This is a genomic window from Paradesulfitobacterium ferrireducens, assembly GCF_017310645.1.
GTDB classification, from domain to species: Bacteria; Bacillota; Desulfitobacteriia; order Desulfitobacteriales; family Desulfitobacteriaceae; genus Paradesulfitobacterium; species Paradesulfitobacterium ferrireducens.
The window spans coordinates 20847-37621 of record NZ_JAFLRH010000022.1; the positions used below are offsets into that span (position 1 = coordinate 20847).

Consider the following 16775-nt stretch of genomic DNA (forward strand, 5'->3'; position numbering starts at 1 on the left):
TAGTTAGCGGATAAGAAAGGAATTGCCTCTGATTTGCTTGACCTCACGTTTAACTTGGGCTGCCTGTTCGGCCAGTGTAACCGGAGTGAAGGATTGTTCCTCTATCAGGAGGCCTGCTAAGGCTACCGAAAGGTTTACCACTCCCAGGAGGTTTTGTCTTTCCCGGCGGAAGCTGTCCAGAATCTCAATACAGCAATTTTCCACGTGCTCTTTACCTAGAATAACAATAAAGTCATCCCCACCGATGTGGCCAATGAACGTATCTTCGTCTTGTTTCAGCGCTCCCTTGCGCAAAACCTCGGCGAGCATCTTAATAGCGTTGTCCCCTTGCTCAAAGCCGTAGAGGTCATTATAGTGCTTGAAGTTATTGAGGTCTGCATAAATAATGCCGAATGCCAGTCGTTCGTCTAAGCGCCGTTTGATTTCGCGCTCGATTTGAATGTTGCCCGGGAGCCCGGTTAGAGGATTGGCCCCCCGGGCTATTTGTATTTGGCGCTCAGCAATAGCCTTCATCATTGAGGCAACGGACACCATTCCCACCGGTTTTTGCTGGTTGACCACCACAATTCCGTCGTAGAGTTGAGCATCCGGTCTTTCCATAGCCAACGTAGAGATAACCTCGATGGGGGTGCTGTCCTCAACGATGAGAGGGCTTTTGTCCATAATGAGGGAAATTGTACGGTTGGAATATAGTGGTACACCGTAGCGCGTGCCGAGAGCGGCATAAAGTCGGGCGCGCTGTACGACCCCAATCAGCCTGTCATTATCAACTACCCCGATCAGGAATTGATTGGACTGCTTCTCAAAATAAGACTGCAAGGTTGAGACGAGGGTGTTAGGGTTAAACAGGGGCAGGGGCTCTATGATTGCTAAAATCGTCTTTTCCTCATTGCTAATGACTCGGCGCTGGAATTTCAGAATTTCGAGAGCGTCAGGATTAATTTGTTGTCTGTCAAAATGTGGTCTTCCGATATAGTAACCTTGGATATAATCGACCCCCAGCTGCACCACGGTGCGCATCTCTTCACCTGTTTCCACGCCCTCAGCAATAACTTGGCAACCGATGCGCTTGGAAAAAGTTACAAAAGTCTCAAGTAAGGCCCATTTTGTCGGGTCTTGATTCACATTCATGATTAATGAGCGGTCAACCTTAAGGAAGTCTGGATGAAGTTCGGCAATGGATTGTAAGGATGAATACCCAGCACCGACATCATCGAGAGCGATGAAATACCCTTGATTGCGATAGTGCGCCAAAGCTTCGCGAAACAGCTTAAAGTCCTCGATTGCACTGCGTTCAGTAATCTCTAACACAACATCTGACGGATTCAACTTTTGCGCTTCCAGAAGGGTGCGGGTTTGTCCGGAGGAAAAGTCAGGATCAGTTAGAACCTGGGGATTTATGTTCAGAAAAAGCAGCTCCTGAGGATGAAGGATTTTAGAAGCGGATGAGATAGCCTTGCGCCGGCATAAAGTTTCGATTGGGTAGAGCTGGCCGATCTTTTCCGCGAACGGAAACAGTTCCGCGATGTTGCTGAAGGAAGTTGCGCCGGTGATTCTGGACAAAGCCTCAAAGCCTAAAACTTCCCCGGTGCGCACTTTGAGGATCGGTTGAAAGGCAGCTTTAAGGCAACAGTCCGGTTCCTTCAGCAAACGCGCGATCTCTTGGCGGCGGGCGAAATAATCCGGATCTGGATCAGACTTATTTAAGAGAAATGCTTCCTTGACCGCAGCATAAAGCAAATAATCTGAGGTGCCGCCGTTTTCTTTGCGACACTGCGTTACCCCGGAACGCATGGATATTTTTTCGTTAACCCAGTGTCTGATCTTATTATTAAGACGAAGTTCCAACGGTTGGATCCATCTTGTTGAGAGTTCATCGATATGCCAGGGAGTTTTGGCATGTGGGACTAAATATATGACAAAGTCATCTCCGCCCCTGGCCTCAAGCATTGTAAAATGAAAGAAAGTACGGTGTTCTTTAAGGGTATTTTCCATTTCTTGTTCCAAGGTGTCCAAGATCCGGCGACAAACTTCATTGCCGTAGCGGAACTCCACTTCATGAAACTGGAATAAGTCTAAGTACACTACCCAGACAGGGTAGCCTTCGCTTACCAAGTGATGAAGTTTTTTTTGTTTTTTGAAGAACTTTGCAAACATTTTCGGAACCTCTTTTGCCCATATTCGTTAAATAAGAAAAAAATAAATTTACAAATTTAAAAGCTTGCTAGCCTAGAAGTTTACAGAACGAAAATTATCAGATTCTAAGATTTGTTTAATAAAAACCAAAAACCCCGCACTGGTTTGCACAGTAAAAGGGAGCAGGACGCGGGCAGCTTTTTCATACGAACTCTCACTGCATTTGTGGGAAAGTGATACAAGTGAGTAATATGACTCGGAAGTTTTAGCGATAAAATCTATCCATTGGCTGGGATGGGCGAAGGGCAAATACTTGCCGCCGGGCGCAAAAGAAAATTGATGCCAATTCTTCTCTACCCACTTCTCAAATTCATGATGGCCGTCAAAGACAGAGCCCACAGCATGATGGGGAACGCACATGTCCTGAACTAAGTGCAATGCCGCTCCAAAATAAAACATGCCCTTGGTTACGTCTTGCTCAAGGGCGTGCAAGGCTTTATTAAAATAATACTGGCATTCGGCAGCAGCTCCGGGCCAGCGCAAAACGCCGGGCTTGTCCGGATTCCGATAGTAATGACAAACATTCTTCCACCCCCGGTCAGCCCAAAAAAGCCCTTTATTCATCCAAGGACGGTAAGCGAAAAATAAGTCGGCTATGTTCTCTTTGCCGTCAGCCCGCAGAACCTTTAAGGCTTGTTCTAAACAACGGACATGCGTTACACCCGGTGAATTCAACAGTAACTGTAATGGCCCTACAGGGGTAAGAATCATCTTTGTTACTTTACCTATCGTTTGTTCCAGCACCTCTGGGTTCATAGAGCACCTCCAACCCTTTTTTACTACTATTTTAGAAAATGATTATTAAATTGGTGTTATCTTTGTGTAAAAAATGTGTTAAAAGAGGTTGTTTTAGCTAAAAATTATTAAAAATTTTTCATAAAGCATTTATGTATATGTAAATTTAACATAAACATAATGCTTATTTAACCTTTACTTAACAAAACGCGCAGGGCAGATTGAACTGAATGTTGAAATTAGATCTTGTGCTGGAAAGTTGAGTGAAGGAGATGACCGGATGTGAAGTTCCTTAGATTGAAATCTTTTACCCACACACCGTTTGCCCGCCGGCATTGGCAATTAAGCCAAAAACAGAAGTTTGGCTTTTTAACCCTAACGTTGTCTGTCACCAATGTCTTAGTGTCCATTGTTAATTTCTATTGGCTAAATCAAGCCGAGAAACACTGGCTGAGTACCCTTTTCCGGGAAAAACTCCGTTATTTGCAATATTTCATGGTTTTATCCAGTTTGATTACGGTTCTTTTTTCAGGGTTATTTTTCTTTTTGGTGTGGCGTTATAATTTGCGTCCGCTTAAGTTCCTGAGAAACAAGGTCGAAATGGTTGCTACCGGTGATTTATCTGTAGACATTCCGGCTTTAGGGACAGATGAAATCGGGCAGCTGGCCAAGTCGGTGCGCGATATGGAAGAAAGCCTGCGTACCATCGTCTATCAGATTTGGTTGGAAATTCGGGCCATTAAGGAAACGTTGACAGAGTTTCATGATTCTTTCTTGGCCATGCATCAGGCCAACATAGGGATAACAGAGTTTTCGAGGAAAGTGGCAAATGGGACTGAACAAGGACTTGAATCTCTGCAGGCCGCAGATGATGTGCTGCAGGAAATGGGACATTTGGTGCAGCACGTGGCTGATAAAACAACAAAGGTTGCCCAGTCATCCTCGGCAATGCTTGATCAGGCCCGTGCAGGGGAAGGTTCAGCTATGATTGCGATGAGTCAAATGGAGCGCATTTCGCAAAAAGTACATGAAACTGCGCGTTCGTTGTCTGAACTTGAGCACAAATCCACAAGTATAAGTGCGATCGTGCAAACAATCCAAGGGATTTCCTCTCAAACAAATCTCCTAGCCCTGAATGCCGCGATTGAGGCTGCCAGGGCTGGTGAACAAGGGAAAGGGTTTGCGGTCGTAGCTCAAGAGGTAAAAAGTCTAGCAGCTCAAACCACCAAAGCTACACATGAAATTAGCGATCTGATTAAGGAAATTACTATAGTTATCCAAACGAGTGTGAATAGGATGAACAACGGGCTTAAGGAAGTGGACGAGGGCACAGCAATTGTCACTCAGGCAGGTCAGTCCTTTACGGGTATTCTTAAAACGTTAAGTGATTTGTCAGGGGAACTTCAGTCAGTGTCAGCGGCCAGTCAAGAAATGGCTGCCGGCGGGGAAGAAGCAGTGGCAGGTGCTCATAATACCTTGGAGTTTGCCCGATCCAGTACAGAACAGCTCGGTCAGATACTTAAACTGAATCAGATTCAGGCGGAGAAGATTCTGCACTTGGAAAATAATCTTAAGCGTCTTCAGGATTCGATGGAAAAACTAAGGGAGGTTGGAGGCCGTTTCAAGTTAATACGGTCTAAGAAGGATACATTGGCGGGCTAATTAAACCAAGGGATTTCTATCTGAAACGAAGCTACCGGCCTTCTATGTGGCATTGGAACTGTATTAGAAAGCAAACGTGGCATCAATAAGATGTTGAATGTACGATAATTGTTATTAACCGGCAGACACATTGCTCCGAAGTGTTCAAAAAGCTTCCTGTCATTTAATTATGGTATACGGTATACCAGTAGAGCCTGAGATATGGTAATTGGAGCGAGAATCCGGCTATTTCAAGGGAGAATTATTGTTTATCTTTAAGGTAAGCGCTACAATTTATTTACAATTTGCAATTAAATGATTAAAAGGAGGGGTCTCCCGTGGCGGTTGCTCTATTTCAAGAACAAATTGATTTTCACTTGTTCGTAAAGAGAAGTTTAGAGGCTCTTACCGATGATTTTGAGTTCTTATTCCGGTGCCTTCAGGTGCATGTTTCCTTAGCCGCCGCATATGTTGAAGGTTTCAATTCCGGTTTTCCGAGGGCTCTTCTGCGCCAAACCTGTGAAGCGCTTCCTGTACGTTTCACAGAATATTTTCTGACGGAAAAAGCTGGCTTGGCGGAAGCCGTAGCTTTGATTCACTCCCTTAATCAAGCCGACGATATCCATGGCCTGATCATCGACTTGCCGCCTTATCCTGGAGTTTCTCAAGAGCAGCTTTCAATTCGCTTTAATGTAGAAAAAAAAGTAGAATTGGCCGATTTGGATGATCTTATGCCTTGGGAATATGATCTTACCCCGCATGAAGAAGAAATTTTAAAGGTACTGCTGATTCTGGAAAAAACCTTTAGTAAGGCAGCGGAGCAAATTGCGAGATTGAAGGGGTATGTCAAATGACCTGGCCGGTACGCTTGGCTTGCTTGGAGTGTGAGGAGTGTATGCTTGAGCACACAGAAGGAATCTGTCCCATCCGTTTGTGTGCTAAAAGTTTAGTGTCCGGTCCCTGTGGAGGATCCAACGACAGCAAGTGTGAGGTGAACCAGCTCGCTTCATGTGTATGGAGCGTTATTTATAGTATTTGGGCCAAACACGAAGGTTCTGGCACATGGCCCTGGTTCTTTAAGGATTATGCGCGTGCTGTTAAGTCAATCTAGCTCAGGTAATCAAGTTAAGATGACGTATCAGTTAGGGTGACGTATCAGTGAAGTAGATAGGTAAAGATAAGTTGGTGTAAATAAGTATAGAAGGGTTGATTATGTCATTTGCGGAGGACTTAGCACAGGAAAATTTCCTGATTACGGCAGAGTTAATTCCGCCCCGCGGTACGGATTTCGAATATCTCTTACTACAGGCAGATGAGCTTTGGCCTTTTGTGAATGCGTTTAATCTTCCTGACAATCCAGGTGCTCGTCTGCATGCCGCGCCTTTGGGGTTGGCGCACAGATTGCAAGCACGCGGCTTTGAGTGCATCTATCAGGTTGCGTGCCGGGATCGCAACAGGATTGCTCTGCAAGCAGACCTCCTTGCAGCCCACATCCTTGGCATCCGCAATGTGCTGGTGGTTACCGGAGATCATACCATACTTGGTGATCATCCAGCCAGCAAACCAGTTTACGATTTAGATTCGGTGCAGCTCCTTGCCTTGTTGAATAAACTTAACCGGGGATTTGATGCGAATGACCGGCCTTTGACAGATAGGACGGAATTCTGTTATGGGGCAGTGGTGAACCCTGTGCTTGACGGGTTAGAAGCGCAAATTTGGAAGTTGAGACGCAAGGTAGAGTCCGGGACCTCCTTTGTTCAAACTCAGGCAGTTTTTGATCCTGAAGCGTTCCGGCTCTTAATGGAGAGTATAAAGGATATTCCGGTTAAGGTTCTGGCAGGCATTCTGCCGCTCCGTTCTGCCCGAATGGCTCGTTGGGTGAATCACAATGTCCCTGGAATTTCCATTCCTCTCACCTTTATTAACCGGCTGGAGACAGCACAAGATCCTGTACTGGAAGGTTGGCGCATTACCGAGGAAATTGTGGTTGCTATCAAGGAAATCGGTGATGGATTGCACTTTATGCCTTTAGGGGACAGTCACGGACTGGCCCAATTCCTTAAATCTTTTACCTAAGGGCTGGTATGGCAGACTGGGATGTCTAACACCTTAATTTCAAAAAAATAAGGATTCTTGCGAAAGTCATCTCGTCGTTTCGGGGTACCTATCTTTTCTGGGGTACCCCTTTTCCAATGCGTAAACAGTGGCACACGTGAAGCAATCGTTTGACACTTGCCAAAAATGTAGTTTATACTAGGCGTTAGAGTTAGCTTAAATCGAGGTGGCAAGTTGACCAAAAAGTTTGCCGTAGTTACCCTGGGCTGCCCCAAAAACCAGGTGGACAGCGAAGTCATGACCGGTTTATTGGAACAAAAGTTTGATTATATTTCCGCTCCGGAAGATGCGGATATTATTATCGTGAATACCTGTACTTTTATCGATGAAGCCAAGGAAGAATCCGTAAATACCATTCTGGAACTGGCCCAGCTTAAAGATAAGGGAAAAATTCTCTTAGCTGCGGGCTGTATGGCCCAGCGCTATGGGGAGCAGCTGTTGCAAGAAATTCCGGAACTTGACGGGGTTGTGGGTACGGATAAGATAGAGGAAATCGCGGAAGCTGTCACGGAGGCGGAACATAGCCGGGCTTGCTTTTTAGGAGGCGAGGTTCCGGATTATCTCTATTCTGAAAAATCTTTACGCCGGAGGTCAACACCCGGGTATTACGCATATGTTAAAATTGCCGAAGGGTGTGACAATTACTGTACCTACTGTGTCATACCACAGGTACGCGGGCGCTTTCGCAGCCGTCGGGAAGAATCGGTGGTCGCTGAGGTTGAAGCTTTGGCTGCTGATGGGGTTAAGGAAATTCTCCTGATTGCGCAGGATACGACCCGCTATGGCTTGGATTTATATGGAGAACTGCGTTTGCCTAAGCTCCTGCGCAGCTTGGCGAGAATTGAGGGTATTGAGTGGATCCGGTTGATGTATTGCTATCCGGAAATGTTTATGGATGAACTGATTGAGACCATGAAAAGTGAGCCTAAGATCTGCCGTTACGTGGATTTGCCTTTGCAGCATGCTGACGACAAAATCTTGCGGGAAATGAACAGGCGTGGGACAGCCGCGGAGGCTGAAGAATTAATCCGCAAGCTGCGGCAGGCAATGCCTGAGATCGTGATCCGGACCACGATGATTACCGGATTCCCGGGTGAGAGTGAACAAGAATTTCAAAGTTTACTTTCCTATGTAAAAAGAGTACAATTTGACCGATTAGGAGTTTTTGCCTATTCCCAGGAGGAAGGAACGGCTGCGGCTCGTCGGGAAGACCAGATTCCGATAGAGATCCGGGAAACCCGGCGGGAACAGGTCATGGCCTTACAGTATGAGATTGTCTTAGAAAGACAAGCCCGCTGGATAGGAAAGACTTTAAAGGTTTTAGTCGAAGAGGAGCTGCCCGATGGCCGCTTTAGCGGGCGGACGCAGGGGGATGCGCCGGAGATTGACGGTGTGGTATATATTACAAAACCGTCTCGTAAATTAAAACCGGGAGAGTTTATTTCTGTTAAGATCATGGAAGCAGACAGTTATGATTTAATAGGAGAGGTTGTTTTGTGAATCTGCCGAATCGTTTAACACTGGCTAGGATTATTTTAGTTCCGGTGTTTATGGCTTTTTTACTCCTGCAAGTCCCTAAAGGGCATACCATTTTCCCCCATCAGGACGTCGTGGCTGCCTTGATATTTATTTTGGCTTCAACGACGGACGGACTGGACGGGTATATTGCCCGTAAACGGGGGCAAGTTACGGTCCTGGGCAAATTTATGGATCCGCTTGCAGATAAACTGCTGGTCTCGGCGGCTTTAATCGCTCTAGTGGAACTGGGGGATGTCCCGGCGTGGGTAGCCTGGGTTATTATCGGGCGTGAATTCGCCGTTACTGGATTAAGGGCCATTGCTGCGGCTGACGGGCAAGTGATCGCGGCCAGCAAACTGGGTAAGATTAAGACTGTAACCCAGGTTATAGCAATTTCGGCAATTTTACTCAAGGATTGGCCTTTCTATTTAATTGGAATCCGAATTGGACAGCCGGTGCTTTATTTGGCCTTGTTTTTTACAATTTGGTCAGGTGTTGATTATTTGGCCAAGACATGGAAACTACTGCGTAAGTAGTAGTTTCATTTCTAAACTTATTTTATAAACTTTTTTTGGAAAACAATCAGGAAAGAGTTCGCTAATTTTGGCAAACTCTTTTTCTTTTGTCATCCTGACCAAGCTCTAACCAAATACCTTATTCTGGACGTTTTTACTAAAATTATATCTAAGATATTAATCTATGATTTGTTATAATGTCAATATGGACAAGTTGAAGTAGAGGAGGGGAGAGACCATGACCAAACAGCGCTTGACGCTGATTAGTGTGGTTGGACTCCTTGTTTTCTCGTTGTTGTTTGGCGGGCAATTCTTGTATAAGAAAAACTGGGTTGATAAATCAATCCAGGAGCAAAGCCGGCAAATTCCGGGAGTTATTTCAGCCACGGTAGTGCAGGAAAACGGGCAGCAAGTCTTGAATGTAGCAACTAAGCAGATTCCTGATTTACATCAGGCAGCCAGAGATTTGCTTAATTTGGCCGGAGGACGGCCTATCCGTTTATTGGATACACGTACCCCTAAGCTTGAACAACTCTTGAATCAGATGCAGTTTGCCCTCCAGGAGGGCGTGGTGCGCGGGAATTTTACGGAAATGGCTCAGTCCGTTAAAGATCAGGCGGAGAAAGCGGGAGTCAAGTTTGATTTGACCATGGACAGTGACTACATTTATTTGGAATTAAACGATCAGGACGGGCAGCTGGTCACGGTACTTGAGCGCCGCGGTCAAGGACTTTTTCTGCCCAGTGCCAAAAACTGAGGTAAGGAGGGGAGAGAGAAATGATTAGGGATGTCGCTCTGGGAGCGGCCGCAGGCTTTTTGATTTATCTTTTTGCCATGGGCTATAATATTGTGCCACTTCTTTTTATTGTGGGAGGCGCATATTTCATCTGGAGAGTGGTGATCGAGCGCGGAATGGTCCGGTCTCCCGGGAAAGGAGTAGTCGTTTCCTCGACTCCAGTTACCTTTGACGATATTGGCGGCCAGGCGACGGCTAAGAAAGAGCTTCAGGAAGGGCTGGATTTCCTGCGCCACAGTGACCGGATGAAAGAGCTTGGGATTCGGCCCTTAAAAGGAATTTTGCTTTTAGGCCCTCCGGGAACAGGAAAAACGTTGTTGGCCAAGGCGGCAGCCCGCTATACCAACTCGGCTTTTTTGGCAGTTTCCGGAAGTGAGTTTGTGCAAATGTACGCAGGGGTTGGAGCGGAGAGAGTTCGCAGTTTGTTTAAGCGGGCCCGGGAAGTGGCGCGCAAGGAGAAAAAACATAGTGCGATTATCTTTATTGATGAGATGGATATTCTAGGCGGTAAAAGAGGGAGTAATATCTCCCATCATGAATACGATCAGACGTTAAACCAACTCTTGGTTGAGATGGACGGGCTGGGTTCGGATCAAAACCCGCAGATTCTAGTGATCGGGGCGACCAACCGGGCTGAAGCTCTCGATGCGGCCTTGCTCAGACCGGGGCGCTTTGACCGCCAGGTGAATGTGGATCTGCCGGACAAGGAAGGACGTTTGGCCATCCTTCAGATTCATACGAAGAACAAGCCTTTGGCGGAGGACGTCGACTTAGAGCAAATTGCCCACGAAACGTTTGGCTTTTCCGGAGCGCATTTAGAAAGTCTGACCAATGAGGCGGCCATTTTTGCCCTGAGAGAAAAATCTAAGGTGATTGTACAGAAGCATTTGCGTGAAGCGGTGGAAAAAGTGATGCTTGGGGAAAAACTCGATCGGCGGCCGACAGCGGATGAACTATGGCGGGTGGCCGTGCATGAAGGGGGGCATGCCCTCCTGGCTGAAACGGTCAAGCCAAATTCCGTGGCCCAAATCTCGATTCGCTCGCGCGGCCATGCCCTGGGGTTTGTGCGTCATTATCCGGACGATGACCTCTACCTCTATACTCAGGAAATGCTGGAACAGCAGATTATGGTGGCTCTCGCGGGCGCAGTGGCTGAGCATATGATACTCGGCACGCGCAGCACGGGCAATGCGGGGGATTATGAACACGCGCTCAGTATGGTGGAACGCATCCTGGCATCCGGCATGTCTACGCTAGGAATTATTGACCTCTCCCGTTTAAATGACGGACAAAGGCAAAAAATCACAAGAGAGATTTTAGCCGAGCTTGAACAGAAAACCCGGGTTGTATTGGAAGAGAAAAAAGAAACCCTGCTCGCTGTGGCCAAGATTCTACAAGAAGAGGAAACGGTGAGCGGGGATGCGTTAAGGGAGTTTTTGCATAAGGTAGCTTAAGGGTTGGGAGTTCGCTAAGCTGGGTAACCTCCAATAAGGAGAATTGCATTAGGGCAGATTATGGACTGCGTAGGTTCTGATTGAACCGAAGCAGTCTTATTTTTTTCTTCGTTAAGCTGATTCAGTGGTGCTGCGTAGAAGCATGGAAGTCTGATTCCTGGCTTCTGGCTTCTGACTCCTGAAGTACAGTACATCTGATTTATTTTTCTTAAGCAGGATAAGCCGGGGAGAGATGAGAAATAATTTAGGTAGTTTGGCCGTAAGCTTTTAGGGCAATGATATAATGTCAGAGTATATAGGGATGTAAGAATTCTTAGTTTGCATTGAGGATGGGAGAGTGATAAAATCTTATGAAAGCTGAAATTTTAGCGACGGGTACCGAGCTTTTGTTGGGCCAGACTTTAAACACCAGTGCGCATTATTTGACGGGTAAATTGTCCAGTTTGGGCATAGAAGTCGATTATCATATAACGGTCGGTGATAACCCTAAACGGATCGAGGATTCGCTGCGCCAAGCCTTGGAACGTTCTGAACTGGTGGTTACGACCGGGGGGCTGGGCCCTACCGTTGATGACCTAACCAAAGAACTGGTCGCCAAGGTTCTGGGGCTGGAACTGGAATTAGATCCGGCGAGTCTCAAGCATATCGAGGATTTCTTTGCTCTGCGCAAAGCTAAGATGCCTGAAAGTAACCGCAAACAAGCTTATTTCCCCAAAGGAGCGAAAATCTTACCCAACCCGGTGGGGACGGCGCCCGGGGCGATCATTACCAAAGAGGGAAAAACAGTGGTCATTCTGCCAGGTCCGCCTTTTGAAATGCAGCTGATGTATGAAAATTACGTCCACCGGGAGCTGGAAGAAATCGTGGGTCCGGACGCAGAGCGCATGAATGTGCGGGTGCTGAAAATCTTCGGGATGGGGGAGTCTGCGATCGAGGAAGTGATTGCGGACCTTTTGAATCTGCCGAACCCGACCATGGCTTTGCTTGCGAAACGGGCCGAGATGCATATCCGGCTGGTGGTCCGCAGCGCGGATGCGGTGGAAGCCCGGCGGATTCTCGACCAGGCTGAGGCCGAGATCCGTTCCCGGCTGGGTGACAAGGTTTTTGGACGGGATCAGGACAGCATGATTGGGATTGTGGCCAAGGCTTTGCGGGAGCGCGGCCTGACCGTGGCTACGGCCGAATCCTGTACCGGCGGGCTTGTGGCAGCGGCTCTGACCCAGCAACCGGGAAGTTCTGAATTTTACCTGGGTGGAGTGGTAAGCTATGCCAATGCGGTCAAGGAAAGTATGCTTGGGGTCGGACGGCAGAGCTTGGAACAGCAGGGGGCAGTCAGCCCGGAGGTGGCTAAGGAGATGGCTGCCGGCGCCCGTGCACGCTTAGGCGCGGATTTGGCCTTGGCGACGACGGGAATCGCGGGTCCGGACGGCGGCACTGACGCCAAACCGGTGGGCTTGGTTTACATCGGCTTAGCCACAGCGCAAGGAGCAGAAGCTAAGAAATTTCAGTTTTACGGAGGGCGGGATTCCGTGCGCGCTCTCACTGTTCAGGCAGCCCTTAATTGGCTGCGCTTATATTTACAAGTTTGACAAGTTTGAAAGGAGTTTTCACTGATTGATGGTAGAACGTTTACACGCATTTGGTAATTTAAAGTTAGGCAAGCAAGTCATCCAAGCCATTGCAGAAATGGGGTTTGAAGAACCTTCACCCATTCAGAAAGAAGCGATTCCCTTAGCCTTAGAAGGATTGGATTTAATCGGGCAGGCTCAGACCGGAACCGGAAAGACCGCGGCTTTCGGAATTCCGATTGTGGAGCGGGTTAATGCCAAGTTTCAGGCTGTCCAGGCGATTATTGTGACCCCGACCCGGGAATTGGCAGTACAAGTATCTGAGGAGATCGGCAAGATCGGAAAATACCGGCATGTGAAGGCTTTGGCGATTTATGGCGGCCAGTCGATCGACCGGCAGATCCGGGCCCTCCGCTTCGGCTGCCAAATCGTGGTCGGCACGCCCGGCCGCTTGCTGGACCATCTGAACCGGGGCACCCTCAGTTTGAAGTATGTTAAGATGGTTGTCCTCGATGAAGCGGACGAGATGCTGGACATGGGCTTTATTGAGGATATCGAGAATATCCTGAAAAGGGTCCCGACTGAGGAACGGCAGGTTATGCTGTTCTCAGCCACCATGCCCCCGGAAATCAGGCGGCTGGCTAAAAATTATATGAAAGACCCGAAATCTATCGCGGTCAGCCGGGATGAACTGACCGTTCCTTTAATCGAGCAGGTTTTCTACGAGACCAGGGAAAAGGTTAAAGTGGATGCCTTAGCCCGGATTATTGATATGGGAGAAATCGGCCAGGGCATAATCTTTTGCCGTACCAAACGTGGGGTAGATGAGCTGGTGGCAGCCCTTGAAGCCCGCGGCTATCTGGCCGATGCCCTCCACGGCGACTTAAGCCAGCAGCAGCGCGACCGGGTGATGAAACGCTTCCGCGACGGCAAAACCGAGATTTTAGTGGCCACGGATGTTGCGGCGCGCGGGCTGGACATCGACAATGTGACCCATGTCATTAACTTTGATATTCCCCAGGATCCTGAAAGCTACGTGCACCGGATCGGACGCACCGGCCGTGCCGGGCGTAAAGGAATAGCCATTACCCTCATTACTCCTCGTGAGTATCGCCAACTAAGACAGATCGAGCAGCTGATCAAGGCCAGGATCCGGCGCCAGGAACTGCCTTCACTTGAGGATATCAGTGAGCGCCAGGCCGAAAACCTTAAGAACCAACTGGTGAAGTTGATTCAAAGTAATCGTCTTGCAACTTACCGTTCGATTGTTTCCAGCCTGCTTGAAGATTATGATTCGACTGATGTGGCTGCGGCGGCGCTGAAATACGCAGTCGAAGGAGTGGACAGCGCAGACCGGAATGATGAGGATGATGAAGTCTCATTCACCAATACCGGAGCCTCCCCCGGGATGGTGCGCCTGTTTATGAATATCGGACGGCTGCAGCAGATCCGCCCCCAGGACATTGTGCGCTGGATTGCGGAAGAAAGCGGAATCCCCGGGAATATCATCGGGATGATTAACATCTACGATAAATTCACTTTCGTGGAAGTGCCGTCAGAGCATGCTAGCCGTGTCTTAAGCTGCATGCATCAGAATATGATCAAAGGGCGCAAGGTCAATGTGGAACCGGCCAAAGCGCGGTAAAGAAAAAGGGGCCGTTACACCACGAACGTTGTGCAACAGCCCCCCTTCTTTTTAAGTTGAGAATATCACTGGGGGTGGTTCAGGCCAGCTCCATGTTTTTTAAGTTTTAATAATAAGTTCGCACAGGGATTTTGAGGTCTCGGCAGCTATGGGTCTTGTTTCCCTCTGCGATCTGGTTCACAAGGTTAATTGCGATCATAGCTTCACTTTTTGCCGCTAATTGCTCTAATTCAGACAGCGTAATCATACCATTCCCTCCTCTGCGAACCTATGTGTAAACTTATTTTATCATTGGCATTATTTTAGAAAAATGATAGAATGAAATTAAATAATACTTAATATATTTGACTGTAATTAACAATAATTAAAGGAGCAGCGGGATGTACGACTATCTATTCAAAAGGGCCAGACTTTTTCGACCGTCGCTGGAAACTATGGATCTAGGCATAACCGGAGATAAAATCACTGCTATAAACAAAAAACTGGAGATTCATGCCACCCGTGAGATAGACCTTGAGGGAAGATTAGTTATTCCCGGGTTTGTTGATTTGCATACCCATCTGGAGAAAACCATGACGTCTCATTTAATCAACAATCGGAGTGGTACATTAGGCGAAGCAATTGAGAATTTCAGCCATTTTTTTTCCCAAGCGGACCCTAAGGAAGTTTATGCGCGGGCCAGACAGGCAGTCGAAATGGCGGTTGCCCAGGGAACCACTGCTATCCGCTCACATATTACTGTGGATACTCAGACCGGATTGGACATCATCCGGGCAATTCTGGCCGTGAAGCGTGATTTGGCAGATATCGTTAGCTTGCAAGTGGTTGCTTTCCCTACCCCCGATCCGGCTGGAATTAAACCGGAACAGGTGGAGCTGTTACGAAAGGCGGTGCTTGAAGGAGCGGATCTGGTTGGCGGTTGTCCTAGTCTTGACAGTGATTATCGTCAATTTACGGATCAGTTGTTTGACTTGGCCAGGGAGCTAAACACAGATATTGATTTCCATGTGGATGAATCTGATGAACCCAATGTCGAGGCTTTAGAATATTTGGCAGAAAAGATCATAGCGGGAGGTTATCAGGGCCGGGTTACCGCCGGTCATTGTTGTTCCCTATCAGCGGTGACGGATGATGTGTCTAATAGAGTGATCGCTAAAGTAAAGGAAGCCGGGCTGTCTGTAGTGACTCTTCCCTCATGCAACTTGTTCTTAATGGGACGGGGAGATAATCAACCGGTCCGGCGCGGGGTGACCAGAGTCCGTGAATTATTGGATGCAGGGGTTAATGTTTCCTATGCTTCAGATAATATCCGCGATCCGTTCCGGCCTTTTGGTAATGCCGATCTTTTGGAAGAAGCGCTCCTAACAGCTCAGGTAACGCAAATGGGTACTCCTGCCCAACTGAATACCATCCTGGCCATGGGAACCTATAATCCCGCCCAAGCCATGAACCTCGAAGGATATGGATTAAATGAAGGGTGCTTTGCCGATTTGGTTGTATTGGATGCATTTTCACCGGAGGAAGCTATTGTTAACCAGGCGGTAAAATCTATGGTTTTCCGTCGGGGAAAGCTGATTGTATCGAACAGGCGGGACACATCGGAACTTTGGAAAAGAAACAAATAGTCCGCCTTGACAAAATTTTGAGTTTTAGTTCATAATTTAGTAGTATACATTGCTTTTTTATATACCATAAGTACTGGACAGTATGCCAAGTTTTACTTAATGAATGACATTAAATGCAATGGGGCGGAAATAGATGATAGGGGAAAAAATTCGTAAGTTCCGGTTGGAAAAAAACCTCAGTTTAAAGGCCTTGGCAGATAAGACGGGGTTAACTTCCAGTTTTCTCAGCCAAGTGGAAAGAGATATCGCCGATCCTTCAATTAATTCTCTGCGAAAAGTAGCCGATGCGCTTGAAGTGCCAATATTTTCTCTGCTGGTAAGCGAAGTTGAACCCAATCCTGTAGTTCGCAAAAATGAGCGAAAAAGTCTGCGCTTCGCAAAATCCCAGATGAGTTACGAATTATTAACTCCTGACCTGAACCGGAGCATGGAAGTACTCATCAGCCGGCTGGAACCGGGAGGAAGCAGTTCTACTATGACGCATATAGGAGAGGAATGCTCCCTGGTGCTTGAGGGAACTCTGGAGATAACTATCGCCAATGTCACATATCTTTTGGACGAGGGAGACAGTATTTATTTGCAAGGTGAAGTTCCTCATCGCATGGTTAATGTGGGAGATAAGGAACTGGTGCTATTATCTTGTATTACACCACCTCGGTTTTGATCAGACTATTGCACAAAAACGGTCTTCAAACTGATTAACCCTTGTTCCGCGAGTACAGATTCACTCACTTTATTTTTTGACATGGTAATCTCTTACAGTCACCTATTGGATGCTATCTGCGGGTTTTAGGTAAATGGATGGATCAAACCCAGCCCACCGTACCATGTCCAAAGCCTGGCGATTGGTGTTACTCGGGAAATAACGTTGCCCTTGCACTACAACCACTTCGATGGTCGCTAACACTTCCAGAATCGTCATCACCGACGGAGTATCCGTCTTCTTGTTTCCTGGTAACTGGACAAA

General features: G+C 47.5%; 16 protein-coding genes. 12 read left to right on the forward strand and 4 right to left on the reverse strand.

Annotated features, from left to right (window positions below; genetic code table 11):
- Window positions 1-3 precede the first annotated feature (3 nt).
- Window positions 4-2157, reverse strand: coding sequence for a GGDEF domain-containing protein (locus J0X21_RS08815; RefSeq protein ID WP_206811831.1), 2154 nt, complete (start codon window positions 2155-2157; stop codon window positions 4-6).
- A gap of 72 nt (window positions 2158-2229) precedes the next feature.
- Window positions 2230-2952 carry a zinc dependent phospholipase C family protein gene (locus J0X21_RS08820; RefSeq protein ID WP_206811832.1) on the reverse strand — a complete coding sequence of 241 codons (723 nt, stop codon included), beginning with the start codon at window positions 2950-2952 and terminating at the stop codon, window positions 2230-2232.
- A 261-nt stretch (window positions 2953-3213) separates the two neighbouring features.
- Between J0X21_RS08820 and J0X21_RS08825 the strand changes: the two genes are divergently transcribed.
- From J0X21_RS08825 to J0X21_RS08870, 10 genes are all read left to right on the forward strand, one after another.
- The gene (locus J0X21_RS08825; RefSeq protein ID WP_206811833.1) at window positions 3214-4593 is read left to right on the forward strand and encodes a methyl-accepting chemotaxis protein; all 1380 of its coding nucleotides are present in this window, start codon (window positions 3214-3216) and stop codon (window positions 4591-4593) included.
- Between the two features lie 317 nt (window positions 4594-4910).
- Window positions 4911-5426, forward strand: a complete 516-nt coding sequence (locus tag J0X21_RS08830; protein WP_206811834.1) for a hypothetical protein — start codon at window positions 4911-4913, stop codon at window positions 5424-5426.
- Window positions 5423-5683, forward strand: a complete 261-nt coding sequence (locus tag J0X21_RS08835; protein ID WP_206811835.1) for a methylenetetrahydrofolate reductase C-terminal domain-containing protein — start codon at window positions 5423-5425, stop codon at window positions 5681-5683. Before J0X21_RS08830 ends, J0X21_RS08835 begins: the two co-directional genes overlap by 4 nt.
- A 101-nt stretch (window positions 5684-5784) precedes the next feature.
- A complete protein-coding gene (locus tag J0X21_RS08840) occupies window positions 5785-6648 on the forward strand; it encodes a methylenetetrahydrofolate reductase (protein WP_206811836.1) in 864 nt (287 codons plus the stop codon).
- 213 nt (window positions 6649-6861) lie between these two features.
- On the forward strand, window positions 6862-8187 hold the full coding sequence (gene rimO, locus J0X21_RS08845; protein WP_206811837.1) for a 30S ribosomal protein S12 methylthiotransferase RimO: 1326 nt from the start codon (window positions 6862-6864) through the stop codon (window positions 8185-8187).
- Window positions 8184-8741, forward strand: a complete 558-nt coding sequence (gene pgsA, locus J0X21_RS08850; protein WP_206811838.1) for a CDP-diacylglycerol--glycerol-3-phosphate 3-phosphatidyltransferase — start codon at window positions 8184-8186, stop codon at window positions 8739-8741. Before rimO ends, pgsA begins: the two co-directional genes overlap by 4 nt.
- Before the next feature lie 217 nt (window positions 8742-8958).
- Entirely contained in the window at window positions 8959-9477 is a 519-nt protein-coding gene (locus tag J0X21_RS08855; RefSeq protein ID WP_206811839.1) for a hypothetical protein, read from the forward strand.
- 20 nt (window positions 9478-9497) lie between these two features.
- The gene (locus J0X21_RS08860; RefSeq protein ID WP_206811840.1) at window positions 9498-10970 is read left to right on the forward strand and encodes an AAA family ATPase; all 1473 of its coding nucleotides are present in this window, start codon (window positions 9498-9500) and stop codon (window positions 10968-10970) included.
- Window positions 10971-11320: 350 nt separating this feature from the next.
- Window positions 11321-12559, forward strand: a complete 1239-nt coding sequence (locus J0X21_RS08865; protein ID WP_206811841.1) for a competence/damage-inducible protein A — start codon at window positions 11321-11323, stop codon at window positions 12557-12559.
- 25 nt (window positions 12560-12584) lie between these two features.
- A complete protein-coding gene (locus tag J0X21_RS08870; protein WP_206811842.1) occupies window positions 12585-14183 on the forward strand; it encodes a DEAD/DEAH box helicase in 1599 nt (532 codons plus the stop codon).
- Between the two features lie 106 nt (window positions 14184-14289).
- Here the strand turns inward: J0X21_RS08870 and J0X21_RS08875 are convergent, their stop codons facing one another.
- The gene (locus J0X21_RS08875) at window positions 14290-14430 is read right to left on the reverse strand and encodes a hypothetical protein (protein WP_206811843.1); all 141 of its coding nucleotides are present in this window, start codon (window positions 14428-14430) and stop codon (window positions 14290-14292) included.
- 133 nt (window positions 14431-14563) lie between these two features.
- On the opposite strand from J0X21_RS08875, the gene J0X21_RS08880 reads away from it, so the two are divergent.
- Together J0X21_RS08880 and J0X21_RS08885 are read left to right on the forward strand one after the other, a co-directional pair.
- Window positions 14564-15808: an amidohydrolase family protein gene (locus tag J0X21_RS08880; protein WP_206811844.1), complete on the forward strand. Its 1245-nt coding sequence runs from the start codon at window positions 14564-14566 to the stop codon at window positions 15806-15808.
- Between the two features lie 133 nt (window positions 15809-15941).
- On the forward strand, window positions 15942-16472 hold the full coding sequence (locus J0X21_RS08885; RefSeq protein ID WP_206811845.1) for a cupin domain-containing protein: 531 nt from the start codon (window positions 15942-15944) through the stop codon (window positions 16470-16472).
- A 102-nt stretch (window positions 16473-16574) separates the two neighbouring features.
- Here the strand turns inward: J0X21_RS08885 and J0X21_RS08890 are convergent, their stop codons facing one another.
- Window positions 16575-16733, reverse strand: a complete 159-nt coding sequence (locus J0X21_RS08890) for a hypothetical protein (RefSeq protein WP_206811846.1) — start codon at window positions 16731-16733, stop codon at window positions 16575-16577.
- Window positions 16734-16775 lie beyond the last annotated feature (42 nt).